12 protein-coding genes and 1 pseudogene are annotated in these 12,787 nt (G+C 71.8%); 5 read left to right on the plus strand and 8 right to left on the minus strand.

Translation table 11 applies throughout. The annotated features are described in order from the left end of the window. Positions 1 to 28: 28 nt before the first annotated feature. Positions 29 to 1,084, plus strand: a complete 1,056-nt coding sequence (locus ACQEVZ_RS58215; protein ID WP_433385272.1) for a ferredoxin reductase — start codon at positions 29 to 31, stop codon at positions 1,082 to 1,084. A 129-nt stretch (positions 1,085 to 1,213) separates the two neighbouring features. Continuing rightward, complete coding sequence (locus ACQEVZ_RS58220; protein WP_433385275.1) at positions 1,214 to 2,359, plus strand: fatty acid desaturase family protein; 1,146 nt, start codon at positions 1,214 to 1,216, stop codon at positions 2,357 to 2,359. 31 nt (positions 2,360 to 2,390) lie between these two features. On the opposite strand, the gene ACQEVZ_RS58225 is transcribed toward ACQEVZ_RS58220, so the two are convergent. After that, a complete protein-coding gene (locus tag ACQEVZ_RS58225) occupies positions 2,391 to 2,621 on the minus strand; it encodes a DivIVA domain-containing protein (protein ID WP_344504540.1) in 231 nt (76 codons plus the stop codon). 50 nt (positions 2,622 to 2,671) lie between these two features. On the opposite strand from ACQEVZ_RS58225, the gene ACQEVZ_RS58230 reads away from it, so the two are divergent. Beyond that, positions 2,672 to 3,373 carry a spermidine synthase gene (locus ACQEVZ_RS58230; protein WP_433385279.1) on the plus strand — a complete coding sequence of 234 codons (702 nt, stop codon included), beginning with the start codon at positions 2,672 to 2,674 and terminating at the stop codon, positions 3,371 to 3,373. Here the strand turns inward: ACQEVZ_RS58230 and ACQEVZ_RS58235 are convergent. After that, the gene (locus tag ACQEVZ_RS58235) at positions 3,365 to 5,365 is read right to left on the minus strand and encodes an endo-1,4-beta-xylanase (protein WP_433385282.1); all 2,001 of its coding nucleotides are present in this window, start codon (positions 5,363 to 5,365) and stop codon (positions 3,365 to 3,367) included. The genes ACQEVZ_RS58230 and ACQEVZ_RS58235 overlap by 9 nt on opposite strands. Positions 5,366 to 5,567: 202 nt before the next feature. Between ACQEVZ_RS58235 and ACQEVZ_RS58240 the strand changes: the two genes are divergently transcribed. After that, positions 5,568 to 6,251, plus strand: coding sequence for a hypothetical protein (locus ACQEVZ_RS58240; protein ID WP_344504537.1), 684 nt, complete (start codon positions 5,568 to 5,570; stop codon positions 6,249 to 6,251). A gap of 522 nt (positions 6,252 to 6,773) precedes the next feature. Here the strand turns inward: ACQEVZ_RS58240 and ACQEVZ_RS58245 are convergent. The 4 genes and pseudogenes from ACQEVZ_RS58245 to ACQEVZ_RS58260 form a co-directional block, all read right to left on the minus strand. Beyond that, positions 6,774 to 6,911 (minus strand): annotated as a pseudogene (locus ACQEVZ_RS58245) (PfkB family carbohydrate kinase); the annotation flags it as partial. Positions 6,912 to 7,144: 233 nt separating this feature from the next. Further along, on the minus strand, positions 7,145 to 7,948 hold the full coding sequence (locus ACQEVZ_RS58250; protein ID WP_344504535.1) for an ATP-binding cassette domain-containing protein: 804 nt from the start codon (positions 7,946 to 7,948) through the stop codon (positions 7,145 to 7,147). Next, entirely contained in the window at positions 7,945 to 8,967 is a 1,023-nt protein-coding gene (locus ACQEVZ_RS58255) for an ABC transporter permease (protein ID WP_433385287.1), read from the minus strand. The genes ACQEVZ_RS58250 and ACQEVZ_RS58255 overlap by 4 nt, the downstream gene beginning before the upstream one ends. A gap of 46 nt (positions 8,968 to 9,013) precedes the next feature. Further along, positions 9,014 to 10,078 carry a substrate-binding domain-containing protein gene (locus tag ACQEVZ_RS58260; RefSeq protein ID WP_433385290.1) on the minus strand — a complete coding sequence of 355 codons (1,065 nt, stop codon included), beginning with the start codon at positions 10,076 to 10,078 and terminating at the stop codon, positions 9,014 to 9,016. 196 nt (positions 10,079 to 10,274) lie between these two features. On the opposite strand from ACQEVZ_RS58260, the gene ACQEVZ_RS58265 reads away from it, so the two are divergent. Further along, positions 10,275 to 11,306: a LacI family DNA-binding transcriptional regulator gene (locus tag ACQEVZ_RS58265; RefSeq protein WP_344504532.1), complete on the plus strand. Its 1,032-nt coding sequence runs from the start codon at positions 10,275 to 10,277 to the stop codon at positions 11,304 to 11,306. Positions 11,307 to 11,361: 55 nt separating this feature from the next. On the opposite strand, the gene ACQEVZ_RS58270 is transcribed toward ACQEVZ_RS58265, so the two are convergent. Then, positions 11,362 to 12,141 carry an AIM24 family protein gene (locus ACQEVZ_RS58270; protein ID WP_433385293.1) on the minus strand — a complete coding sequence of 260 codons (780 nt, stop codon included), beginning with the start codon at positions 12,139 to 12,141 and terminating at the stop codon, positions 11,362 to 11,364. A gap of 10 nt (positions 12,142 to 12,151) precedes the next feature. Further along, complete coding sequence (locus tag ACQEVZ_RS58275; RefSeq protein WP_344504530.1) at positions 12,152 to 12,778, minus strand: AIM24 family protein; 627 nt, start codon at positions 12,776 to 12,778, stop codon at positions 12,152 to 12,154. Between the last annotated feature and the right edge of the window lie 9 nt (positions 12,779 to 12,787).

A 12,787-nucleotide genomic window follows, 5' to 3' on the forward strand; every position in this document is an offset into this window, starting at 1 on the left:
ATCCTGAACATCCCCTCATGCTGGAGCCATGGCCGCTGCTCAAGCCCTGCGCGCCGGTGCCTGGCGGGTCGTCGAGCTCCTGACGACGCCGCTGGTGCCGGCCGACTACCTCGACGTGATCGCGCCGCTGCGCAACGCCGACGTGCTGCGGGCGAAGGTCGTCGCGGTCCACCGGGAGACGGAGCGGGCGGTCACCCTCACGCTGCGCCCGGGGCGCGGCTGGCGGCGGCACGAGCCCGGGCAGTACCTGCGGCTCGGCGTGGACGTCGACGGGGTGCGGCTGTGGCGGGCGTACTCGCTGACCAGCGCGCCCGACCGGCCCGACGGGCTGGTGACGGTCACGGTGACCGCGGTCGCCGGCGGCGCGGTCAGCCGCCACCTGATCGACCGTGCCCACCCCGGCATGCTGCTCGGCCTGGAGCGCCCCACCGGCGAGTTCACCGGCGCGGACACGGCGGCGAAGGTCCTGTTCGTCACGGCCGGCAGCGGTCTCACCCCGGTGATGGGCATGTTGCGCTCCACCCGGCTGGCGGATGCGGTACTCGTACACTCCGCGCCGACACGACACGACGTCCTCTTCGGCGACGAGCTGCGGGGGCTCGCCCGCGACGGCAGGGTCAGGCTGGTCGAGCGGCACACCCGCGCCGACGGCCGCCTCTCCCCCACCGACCTCGAGGCGCTCGTCCCGGACCTCGCGGAGCGCGACACGTGGGCCTGCGGGCCCAACGACATGCTCGACGAGCTGACGCGGTACTGGACGGGCCGGCGGGAGCTCCACGTCGAGCGGTTCCGGCCCGCGATCGTCGCCGCGGACGGCGACGGGGGCACGGTGACGTTCCAGCGGTCCGGCAAGGTCGTCGAGGCCGGCCCGGGCACGCCGCTGCTGGAGGCCGGCGAGGCCGCCGGGGTCCTGATGCCGTCCGGCTGCCGGATGGGCATCTGCTTCGGCTGCGTGCTGCCGCTGCGCGAGGGCGCCGTCAGGGACCTGCGCGACGGCCGGGTCACCACCGCCACCGAGGGCGACAACGTCCTCGTCCAGACGTGCATCTCCGCCGCCGCCGGCCCCTGCCGGCTCGAAGCCTGATACCGGCGCCGACCCCGACCGGCCCGAAGCAAGAAGAACCACCGGCCCCGAAGCACGAGACCGCCGCCGACCCCGCCGGCCGAATCACGAACTCCACCCCGGCCCACCGCTGAGAGGACCCCGCCGAACGTGACCACGTTGCAGCGCAAGCCCGTCAACCCCGTCGGCCACCTGACGCCGCAGGACATCGAGGCGATCGGCCGCGAGCTCGACGCGATCCGCGACGAGGTCATCAGCAGCCGGGGCGAGCGCGACGCGGCGTACATCCGGCGGGTCATCAAGGTCCAGCGCTGGCTGGAGCTCGGCAGCCGCGGCGTGCTGCTGTTCTCGATCCTGCCGCCGGCGTGGCTGGTCGGCACGGCCGGCCTGTCGGTGGCGAAGATCCTCGAGAACATGGAGATCGGCCACAACGTCATGCACGGCCAGTGGGACTGGATGCGCGACCCGAAGATCCACTCGACGACGTGGGAGTGGGACAACGCGTCACCGTCGGAGCAGTGGAAACACTCCCACAACGAGCTGCACCACACGTACACGAACGTCATCGGCCGCGACAACGACCTCGGCTACGGGATCATGCGCGTCGACGAGGACCAGCGGTGGCACCCGGTCCACCTGGGCCAGCCGCTGTGGAACTTCGTCAACGCGTGCTTCTTCGAGTACGGCATCGCCGCGTACGACCTGGAGCTCGGCCGGAACCTGTCGACGAAGGAACGCCGTCGCAGCCCGCAGTTCAGGGCCGGCGTCCGGCAGGTGCTGCGCAAGATCGGGCGCCAGGTGGCGAAGGACTACGTGCTGCACCCGCTGCTGTCGGGGCCGTCGTTCCTGCACACGATCGCGGCGAACGCGGTCGCGAACCTGATCCGCAACCTGTGGACGCACTCCGTCATCATGTGCGGGCACTTCCCGAAGGGCGTCGAGACGTTCGAGAAGTCGTCGATCGAGGGCGAGACCCGCGGCGAGTGGTACCTGCGCCAGATGCTCGGCTCGGCGAACATCTCCGGCGGGCGGCTGATGCACCTCATGACCGGCAACCTGTCGTTCCAGATCGAGCACCACCTGTTCCCGGACCTGCCCAGCAACCGCTACCAGGAGATCGCCCCGAAGATCCAGGACCTGTTCCAGCGGTACGGCCTGTCGTACACGAGCGGTCCGCTGCCGAAGCAGGTCGCCTCCGCGTGGGCGAAGGTGTTCCGGCTCGCGCTGCCGAACCGGCGGACCGCGCCGAAGCCGCCGGCGCCCACGCGGCGCCGCGAGCCCGTGGGCGTCTCCTGACAGCGTCTCCTAACAGCGTCTCGGAGCGGCGTTACGCGCGGTCGTCCGGGCGGCCCTTGCCGATGCGGCGCAGGTAGTGGTCGACGGCGGCCTTGTCGTAGCCGCGCCACGAGGCGGACGGGAAGCTGACGGCGTTCGCCGCGGCCGCCGCCTCGGCCCGCCGGGTCGGGTCGCCGGACTCCAGCGCCGCTGTCGTGGACGCCACGAACGCGTCGACACGGGCCCGGTCGTAGCCGCGGAAGATGACCGGAAATTCGCTCATGTTCCCAGTCTGCGCCGCGGGACCCGCCGGCGCCACGCTAGGGTGCGTCGATGACACGGCGGTTCGAGGAGCTCGACTGGCAGCAGACCCCCATCGGCGAGGTCAGCCTGCGCCGGCGGCGGGAACCGTCGCTCGGCGTCGAGGTGCACGAGGTGAAGCTCGGCGACGAGTACCTCATGTCGAGCCTGTTCACGGTCGCGGAGGTCGAGCTGGCCCGGCTGGGCCTCGCGGCGCTGCCCGAAGGCCCCCTCGACGTGGTCGTCGGTGGGCTCGGTCTCGGGTACACCGCCCACGCCGTGCTCCAGGACCAGCGGGTCCGGTCCCTGGTGGTCGTCGACTACCTCGACGCCGTCATCGGCTGGCACCGGCGGGGGCTGCTGCCCCTGTCGAAGGCGCTGACCGAGGACCCGCGCTGCCGGTTCGTCCACGGCGACTTCTTCGCCCTGACCGACGGCGACGCGGGCTACGGCCCGGCGGACGCCGTCCTCGTCGACATCGACCACTCCCCGCGGCACCTGCTGCACCCCGGCAACGGCGGCTTCTACACCGTCGCCGGGCTGCGCCGCCTCGCCGGGCACCTGCGGCCCGGCGGCGTCTTCGGGCTCTGGTCCGACGACCCGCCGGACGAGGCGTTCACGGCCACCCTGTCCGCGGTGTTCGCCGGCGTACGGGCATCGGTCGTCACGTTCGACAACCCGCTGCTGCGCCGCACGTCGGCGAACACCGTCTACACCGCGGTCAGATCACCGTAGGGTGCACGCCGTGCCGTTGAGCGTGAACGCCGACGGGTCGGTGTTGCCGCCGGTGTACGAGGCGAGGAAGCCGAAGTTCGCCGACGCCCCGGCGGGGATGGTGCCGTTCCAGGCGGCGTTGACGGCGGTGACCGCGGCGCCGGACTGGGTCAGGACCGTGCTCCAGGCCTGATTCACCTGCTGGTTCCCGGCGAACGTCCAGCGCAGCGTCCACCCGGTGACGGCCGTCGAGCCGGTGTTGGTGACCGTGACGTCGCCGGCGAACCCGCCGCCCCAGTCGTTCTTCGCGTAGTGCACGGCGCAGCCTGTACCGCCGGAAGACGCCGACGACGAGGGCGACACCGACGGCGACCCGGACGGCGACCTCGACGGCGACCTCGACGCGGACGGGGAGACCGAAGCGGACGGGGACCTCGACGCGGACGGCGACACCGAGGCCGAGACCGACGGCGAGGCCGACGCGGACGCCGACGTCGGAGGGCCCTCGGTCTGGATGGTGACGTCGTCGAGGTACAGGTCGCCGGTCGTGTCCGTCGTCTCCAGGTACACCGACAGCGCCGTCGCGCCCGGCAGGAACAGGTAGTCGCCGGAGAGCCGGGTCCACGTGGTGCTGATCGCCGTGTTGGCGCTGACGTTCTCGTAGCGGGTGGCGGTGCCGTTCTGCCGCTGCATGCTGAGCCTGGCGGTGCCGGACCCGGACGCGGTGCGCGCCCACGCGGAGACCGTGTACAGCTTGCCGGGGGTGAGCAGGTCCAGGACCGGGCGGGTCGGGCCCTGCCACGTCGCGGTCCGGCCCGACGACAGGACACTGCCGGTGCCGCCGTGCGCGGCCGCGGTGCTGGCCGTCGTCACCTCACTGCCGCGCGAACCCCAGCCGGCCAGGCCCGTCTCGAACGGCCACGACGCGACCGTCACCAGGCTCGGCGTCGCCGGCGGCTCCGGCACGCTCGGGGTGCCGCCGAGCGCCTCGACGACCGCCGAGTACGCGGGCCGGGCCCGCCACTGCTCGTCGAAGAGGAGGGCGGCGCCGTACCCGGGGAAGAACGCCGGCACCCACGAGTCGGCCTCGCCGACGCCCCACGTCGTCACCCCGGTGCACCCGGCGACGGCGGCGCACGCCCCGACGACCGCCCGGTAGTCCGCGGCCTGCTGGGTGAGCTCCGACGCGTCGGCGGGCAGCGGGATCCGCACGTCGAGCTCCGTGATCTCGACCTTCAGGCCGAGCGCGGTGAACCGCTCGATGTTCTGCCGCAGCGTCGACGGGACCTGCCCGACGATCAGGTGCGCCTGCAGGCCGACACCGTCGATCGGGACGCCGCGGGCCTGGAGGCGCTGCACGAGGTTGTACAGGCCGGTGCTCTTCGCGTTGACGCCCTCGACGTTGTAGTCGTTGATGTACAGCTTCGCCGCCGGGTCCGCCGCCCGCGCCGCGGTGAGCGCGTCGGCGATGTAGTCCTCACCGAGCCGCTGGTACCAGACGGACGAGCGGAACGTGCCGTCCTCGTTGAACGGCTCGTTGACGACGTCCCACTGGGCGACCTTGTTCTTGAAGTGCCCGGCCACCCCGGTCACGTGGTCGAGGAGCACCTGGCGCTGTTCCGCGGCGGTACGGTCCGTGCTCACCCACGCCGGCAGCTGGCTGTGCCAGACGAGCGTGTGCCCCCGCAGCCGCTTCCCGGTCGTGCGCGCGTAGTCGGCGATGAAGTCGGCGGCCGCGAAGTCGAACTGGCCCTGCGCCGGCTCGGTCGCGTCCCACTTGCCCTCGTTGCCCATCGTCACCGAGTTGAACTGCGTGTCGGCGACGTACCGCCACTGGCTGGACGCGAGGGTCTTGACCCCGGCGGCCGTCCCGATCGAGAACCCGCGCGCCGTGGCCACCTGGGCCAGGGTCGGCCCGGCCGCGGCGAGCGCGGGCAGCACGCTCACCCCACCGGCCACCAGTGCCACCACGGCGGCCGCGATCCCCGCGGCGCGCACCCGTCGTTGCCTCATGCCTGTCGCCTCCTTCATCGGCGGCGCTCACGCCGTCGCCTCCGCTACGCTCCGGCGCCGGCCTGAGCCACACCTGCAACACCGGTGAGCGGCCCGAGCCGCTCCGCTGGCCGCTCACGACAGCACGGGTCGATGTCCCGGGACAACGGGGCCACCCCGCCCCCGCAGGTCGGCTCGGGTGCGACGGGTGAAAGATGCACGGGTGAGCTGCTATCTGCTGGAGTTCTCCGTCGGCCCGGGCGGCGCCCGCCAGGGCGACATCCACGCCGGCCGCGACCTCGCCGCGCTCCGGGCCGCGTTCGACCGCCGGTACGACGACGACCACCTCGCGTACATGACGCTCTGGTACGGGGCCGTGCTGCACCTCTGGGTCGTGCAGGACGGCACCCTCGCCGGTGGGTTCGACCTGCACCCGTTCCTGCGTACCGGCGACCCCCGGCACGACACGACGGTCGCCGCGCTCCTGGAGTCCCAGCGCGACGGCGAGCCGTGGGACCTGTTCGACCGGATCACCGATCCCGGCGACATCGAGTCCCTGGACGCGGTCCGCATCGTCACACATTTCCTGGACCTGCAGGCCCGCGCGGCGACGGACCCGGCCGCCGCGACCGCGCTGGAGGCCCTCGACGAGGCGGTCCTCGACGGGGACGTGCCGCCCGTCCCCGGCCCGCCGTGCCGGCTCACCCTCGACTGGGCGGCGATCGAGTCCCAGCTGCCGCCGCTGCGCGAGCCGCTGCTGCAGCCGGGCCAGCCGACCACCTTCACGTGGACCGACGCCACCGCCCCTACCGCCGACAGCTACCTGCACCACGCCGACGAGCTGTACCTGGGCTTCAACGACGTCGAGAGCGGCTACGACGAGCTCGACCCCGTCACCGCCCCGTAACCCGCCGCAACCCCACCCGCCGTGTCGCACCACCACGCCGACGACAGTGACGGTGCGTAACCCGCCCAGCCGCCGATTTGCAAGACGTTGCTACGGTATTTAGAGCGGTACCGATACCGGCACCCGCCACGTCTTCCCGACGTACGGCGGGCCACGCCGGGTCCGTGACCTCTGGCACCACCCGCACCACCCGCACTCGCACCCCACGCACACCCGCCCGCCCGCGCCCGCGCGGTCACCGGGCAGCATGCTCGCCGAGGAGGCGGGCCGTCCGCCCGGTCACCGAGCGACAACCTCGGCGGAGGAGCTCACGCGGCCACCGACGCAGCAGGCCCGTCGCATCGTCGCCGCCAGTCGCCGCCAGTCGGCGCCGACCTGGGTCAGCAGCGCGGCGTTCGGTGTCCCCCGGTCAGCAGCGCGGCGTTCGGTGTCCCCCGGTCAGCAGCGCGGCGTTCGGTGTCCCCCGGTCAGCAGCGCGGCGTTCGGTGTCCCTCGGTCAGCAGCGCGGCGTCAGTGTCCTTCAGCCAGCAGCGCGACGTCGGTGCCGAGGCGGGCCAGGGCGACGGCGACGTTGGCGGGGCTGCCGCCGGGGTACGCCTCGGGAGCGGCTGGTGGACCCTCGATCAGGTCCACCAGCGCCTCGCCGAGGACGGTGATCACGCAGCACTGTCCTTGCGGCCGTCAGAGCGGCCCGGGGTCTCGGGCGGCGTCGTGGCGCCGGTCATGACGGCGACGGTGATCACGCGTCACCATCCTTGCCGCCATCAGAGCGACCCAGGGTCTCGGCCAGCGTCGTGGCGCCAGCCGTGATCACGCAGCACCGTCCTTGCGGCCGTCAGAGCGACCCCGGGTCTCGGGCGACGTCGTGGCGCCAGTCGTGACGGCGACGGTGATCACGCAGCACCGGCCTTGCCGTCGTCAGGGCGGCCCGGGGGTTCGGTCAGGGTGGTGGCGCCGGTCATGACGGCGACCGCCTCCGACATGGTGTGGGAGCGGGGGGTGATGAGGCCGGCGCGGCGGCCGAGGCGCTGGATGTGGATGCGGTCGGCGACCTCGAAGACGTGGGGCATGTTGTGGCTGATGAGGATGACGGGCAGGCCGCGGGAGCGGACCTCGCCGATCATCTTCAGGACCTGGTTGGACTCGCGGACGCCGAGGGCGGCGGTCGGCTCGTCCAGGACGATGACCTTGCTGCCGAAGGCGGCGGCGCGGGCGACGGCGACGGCCTGGCGCTGGCCGCCGGAGAGGGTCTCGACGGGCTGGGCCATGTTCTGCAGGGTGCCGATGCCCAGGTCGGCGAGGGCCTGGCCGGCGTCGCGGCGCATGCCCTTCTTGTCGAGCATCCGCAGGACGGTGCCGAGCGGGCCGGGGCGCAGGCGTTCCCGGCCGAGGTACAGGTTGCTGGCGATGTCGAGGGCCGGCGCGACCGCGAGGGTCTGGTAGACGGTCTCGATGCCGGCCTCGCGGGCGTCCTGCGGCCGCTTGAAGTGCACCGGCCGGCCGTCCAGCGACAACGTGCCGGCGTCGGGGACGAGGGCGCCGGTGAGGCACTTGATGAGCGTGGACTTGCCGGCGCCGTTGTCGCCGATGACGGCGAGGACCTCCCCCGGGTACAGGTCGATGTCGACGCCGTCGAGGCCGACGACCCGGCCGAAGGTCTTCACCAGGCCACGCGCGGAGAGCACGGGATCGGTCATGCGCGGACCCTCCTGATCCACTGGTCGACGGCGACGGCGAGCAGGACGAGCAGGCCGACGGCGAGGACGCGGTACTGGTCGTCGACGCCGGCGAGGGACAGACCGCTGCGGAAGAAGCCGACGATGAGGGCGCCGAGCAGCGTACCGAGGACGGCGCCGCGGCCGCCGAAGAGGCTGGTGCCGCCGATGACGACGGCGGTGATGCTCTCCAGGTTGGCGTCGGTGATCGCGTTGGGGCTGGCGGCGCCGGCGCGGCCGATGAGGATCCAGGCGGTGAGGCCGTAGATGGCGCCGGCGGTGACGTAGACGCTGAGCAGCACCCGGTCGACGCGGATGCCGGCGAGCCGGGCGGCCTCCTTGTCGTCGCCGACCGCGTACACGTGCCGGCCCCACGCGGTGTTGGCGAGGGCGAAGCCGACCACGACGTACAGGACGGCGACGAGGACCACGCCGGCGGTGATGCGGAAGCGGCCGATCGCGAACGTCTCCCCGGTCCAGTTGAGCAGTGCCGGCAGGTCGGCGGACTGGACGCTCTGGCCCTTCGAGTACAGCAGCCCGATCGCGGTGAAGACGCTGAGGGTGCCGAGCGTGACGATGAACGGTGGCAGCCCGATGCGGGTGACGAGCGCGCCGTTGAGGGTGCCGGCGGCGACACCGACGGCGATGCCGAGGAGCACGGCGAGGACGCCGGGGATGCCGCCGTCCGAGGCGAGCTTCGCTGACAGCATCATGGCGAGGATCGTGACGGCGCCGACGGAGAGGTCGATGCCGGCGGTGAGGATGACCAGGGTCTGCCCGACGGCGAGGGCGCCGATGACGGCGACCTGCTGCAGCACCAGCGACAGCGCGTTGGGCTGGGCGAAGCGCGGGTTGATGAGCGAGAACACGGCGAAGGAGAGGACGAGCACCAGGAACGGGCTGATCGCGGGGTACGAGTGCAGCACGTGCTGGACCCGCTGGATCGGCGAGCGGCGGCGGATCGCGAACTGCTCGGCGGCGGTGCTCGCGAGCGCGGTCACGACGTACCCCGGCAGCGACCGGCGGCGGAAGGACTCACGAGCGCGGTCATGACTTGCCCCAGCAGCGGCTGGTGGCGGCGGTGCTGTCGATGCTCTCCACGCCGGTGGCCGGCTTGTCCGTGACGAGGGTGACGCCGGTGTCGAAGAAGTCGAGGCCGCCGGTGACCTTCGGCTTCTCGCCGCCGGTGGCGATCTGCTTGATCGCCTTCACGCCGAGCTCGGCCATCTTCGTCGGGTACTGCTGCGACGTCGCGTTGATGAGCCCGTCCTTGACCTGCTTGACGCCGTCGCAGCCGCCGTCGATGGAGACGACGAGGACGTTCTGCGTGCCCGCGGCCTTGAGCGCCTTCTGCGCGCCGACGGCGGCCGGCTCGTTGATGGTGTAGACGACGTTGACCGAGGGGTTCTTCGTCAGGCAGCGTTCCATGGCGGTACGGCCACCGTCCTCCGCCCCGCCCGTCGGCTCGTTGCACACGATGCTGTACGTGCTGCCGGAGTAGCTGCCGGTCTTCGCCTCGTCGCCGTTGCGCTTCTTGTCCTTGACGTCGATCCCCATGCCGGTCAGGAAGCCCTGGTCCCGGTTGTAGTCCACCGAGACGATCTTGTCGTTGAACAGGTCGAGCATGGCGATCGTGGCGGGCTTGCCGCCGAGCTGCGCGGCGGTCCACTTGCCGATGAGCTCGCCGGCCTTGAAGTTGTCGGTGGCGAACGTGATGTCGACGGTGTCCGCCGGGTCCGGCGGGGTGTCGAGGGCGATGACGTACAGGCCGGCGTCGCGGGCCTTCTTGATCGCCGGGTTGACGCCCGGGCCGTTCGGCGTGATGAGGATGCCCTTGTCGCCGCGGGCGATGGCGTCCTCGATGGCCTGCACCTGGCCGGCCTCGTCGCCGTCGGCCTTGCCCGCGGCGACGGTCAGCTTGACGCCTTCGGCGGCGGCGGCCTGCTTCGCGCCGTCCTGCATGGTGACGAAGAACGGGTTGGTCGAGTTCTTCGTGATCAGCGAGACCGACACCTGGCCGTCGCCGCTGTCGTCGCCGCACGCGCCGGTGAGCCCGGCGGCGACCAGCGCGACGGCGAGCAGCCCTGCCGCCGGACGGTTGCGTTGCATCATGTCAACTCCTCAAGGCAGCTTTGACAACGATGTCAAGGAGTGTCGACCCACCTCATCATGATTGTCAATATGACGGCGCTGATGCTCTTGGCGCTGTACGGCAGCAACTTGACATCGTTGTCAAAGCGACCTGCGTCGGGGACACTTGGCGGGCCCGGCGATAATGGTGCAGCCGATCTTGCCGCGAGGGAGTGCCGTGGACAGCGCCGCCCGTGCCCGCCCGACGCTGCGCGACGTGGCGCAGCTGGCGGGGGTCAGCCCGAAGACGGTGTCGCGGGTCGTCAACGGCGAGCCGGGCGTCAGCCCGTCGAAGGCGGGCGCCGTCGAGCGGGCGATCAGGCAGCTGGAGTACCGGCCCAACATCACCGCGAGCAGCCTGCGCCGCGCGGGCGGCCGCACCGCCGCCGTCGCCGCCGTCCTCGAGGACGTCTCCAACCCGTTCTCCTCGGCGCTGTACCGGGCGCTCGAGGACGTCGCGCACGCCCGCGACGTGATGGTCTTCGCCGGCAGTGTCGAGGAGGACCCTGCACGCGAGCGCGCGCTGGTACGGGCGTTCGCGATGCGCCAGGCCGACGCGATGCTGATCGTGCCGGCCAGCGACAACCAGGCGTACCTGACCCGCGAGGTCACCACCGGCACGCCGCTCGTCTTCGTCGACCGCCCACCCGTCGGCCTGCACGCCGACGCCGTCCTCGTCGACAACGAGTCAGGCGCCGCCGACGCGGTCCGCCACCTCGCCGCCCACGGGCACCGCGACATCGCCTTCCTCGGCGACCTGCACACGATCGCGACCGCCCGGCGCCGCTTCCAGGGCTACAAGGAGGCCCTCAGCGACCACGGCATCCGGCCCGACCCCGCGCACATCGCGCACGACCTGCACACCACCGAGGCGGCCGAGGCCGCGTTCGGCCGGCTCCTGGACTCCGCCACCCCGCCGACGGCGTGCTTCAGCGCGCAGAACCTCATCACGATCGGCGCGATCCGCGCCCTGCGCGCCCGGGGGCTGCAGCATCGGGTCGCGGTCGTCGGCTTCGACGATTTCCCTCTGGCGGACCTGCTGGAGCCGGCGGTGACGGTGGTGTCGCAGGACCCGTACCGGATGGGCCGGGTCGCCGCCGACATCCTGTTCCGCCGCCTCGACGGCGAGGACTGGGAGCCCACCACGCATCTGGTCGAGACCCGCCTGATCGTCCGCGGCTCCGGCGAGCTCAGGCCGGAAACGCCGTGATCCGGAAGACCTTGTGCACCTATGACTGCACAAGGTCTTCCGGATCACGGGGGAGCTAGCGGCCGCCGCCCATGCCGCCGAAGAAGTTGTTGCCCTGCATGCCGCCCTGCTGGCCGAGGCCGAAGCGGCCGGCGAGGTTGGTGCCGGCGAGGGCGTCGTAGGGCGGCATGAGCTCGGCCGGCTGGACCACGACGAAGCCTTCGCCGGTGAACTGCATCTGCCAGCTCTCGCCCGTGCTGCCGCGGGGGCGCCACACCGACGAGGACGTGACCGCCGCCTGCATGCTGACCTGCAGGCTCGAGCTCCAGGCGATGACCGCGTCGGCGTCGGCGAAGTAGTAGTTGTTCGGGGTGACCCGCATGACCAGCGGCGCGCCGGTCGTGGTGACCGCCACCTTGCCGTTGCCGCCGAGGTCGATGTTGTAGCCGCCGGCGCCGGCGATCTCCACCTGCGAGTCGATGCGGACGATGTCCCAGCGCAGCTGGGTCTCGAAGGCGAGGACGTTGTTGCCGTCGACGGTGAGGCCGTCGCCGGTGAGGTCGAGGATGTGGATGTCCTGGGCCTGGTTGGCCAGGAACACCGTGCCGCTGCCGGAGACCTTCATCAGGTTCAGGCCCTCACCGGTGAAGTGCCGGGCCACGTGCGAGCCCCAGCCCTGGTACTGCGCGTCGAAGTTCACGCCGCCCTGGTAGGCGACCATCGCGCCCTTGCGGGCGTAGAACTCCCGCATGCCACTGGCCTGGCCGAGGGTGGCCTTGAGCATCTTGCCGTTCTGCAGCGCGAAGCGCTCGTTGCTCTGGACTTCCTGGTTCGCCAGCAGAGAACTCTGATACATGTCGGCCTCCTCAGCCCCGGACCGAGACCGCGGGGCGCGCGTCCTCGCTCGGCTGGACCATCACGAAACCCTGCCCGGAGAAGCCGAGCTGGAACGACTCACCGGAGCCACGGCCGATGAGGCTGCCGAAGCGGGCGGTGCGCTTGGGGCTGATGCTCAGCCCGTCGGTGAAGCCGACGAGCGCGTCGGTGTCCACATAGGTCGGTGCCTCGCGGGTGTCGAGGACGACGGGCGTGCCCTTGCTGGTCAGCGCGACCCAGCCGTTGCCGCGGATGACCACGTTGAACATGCCCATGCCGGACAGCATGCTGACGCCCTTGACCCGCTCGATGCTCCACTGGAGGGTCGCGTCGAAGGCGAGGATGTTCTTGCCGTTGACGGACAGGCCCTCGCCGGCGAGCTGCACGACGACGACCTCCTTGCCGTAGTCGGCGAGGTACAGCTCACCCTGGCCGGTGGCAGTCATCAGCGGCACGCCTTCGCCGGTCGCCCAGGAGCGGGCCATCTGGCCCAGCTGCGGCGGGTTGGGGTTGAAGTCGATGAGCCCCTCGTAGGCGATCATCGAGCCGGTGCGGGCCATGAGATCCTGACCCGGCCCCATGATGATCTTGGCGATCTTGCTGCCGTGAAGACTCATCCGGTCCCG

The organism is Dactylosporangium sp. CA-152071 (assembly GCF_050936335.1).
GTDB classification, from domain to species: Bacteria; Actinomycetota; Actinomycetes; order Mycobacteriales; family Micromonosporaceae; genus Dactylosporangium; species Dactylosporangium maewongense.

Excerpts from the sequence above, each read along its gene's own strand:
- ACQEVZ_RS58215 (WP_433385272.1), top strand. The coding sequence starts at position 29 with ATGGCCGCTGCTCAAGCCCTGCGCGCCGGTGCCTGGCGGGTCGTCGAG.
- ACQEVZ_RS58225 (WP_344504540.1), bottom strand. The coding sequence starts at position 2,621 with ATGAGCGAATTTCCGGTCATCTTCCGCGGCTACGACCGGGCCCGTGTC.
- ACQEVZ_RS58230 (WP_433385279.1), top strand. The coding sequence starts at position 2,672 with ATGACACGGCGGTTCGAGGAGCTCGACTGGCAGCAGACCCCCATCGGC.
- ACQEVZ_RS58235 (WP_433385282.1), bottom strand. The coding sequence starts at position 5,365 with ATGAGGCAACGACGGGTGCGCGCCGCGGGGATCGCGGCCGCCGTGGTG.
- ACQEVZ_RS58250 (WP_344504535.1), bottom strand. The coding sequence starts at position 7,948 with ATGACCGATCCCGTGCTCTCCGCGCGTGGCCTGGTGAAGACCTTCGGC.
- ACQEVZ_RS58260 (WP_433385290.1), bottom strand. The coding sequence starts at position 10,078 with ATGATGCAACGCAACCGTCCGGCGGCAGGGCTGCTCGCCGTCGCGCTG.
- ACQEVZ_RS58270 (WP_433385293.1), bottom strand. The coding sequence starts at position 12,141 with ATGTATCAGAGTTCTCTGCTGGCGAACCAGGAAGTCCAGAGCAACGAG.
- ACQEVZ_RS58275 (WP_344504530.1), bottom strand. The coding sequence starts at position 12,778 with ATGAGTCTTCACGGCAGCAAGATCGCCAAGATCATCATGGGGCCGGGT.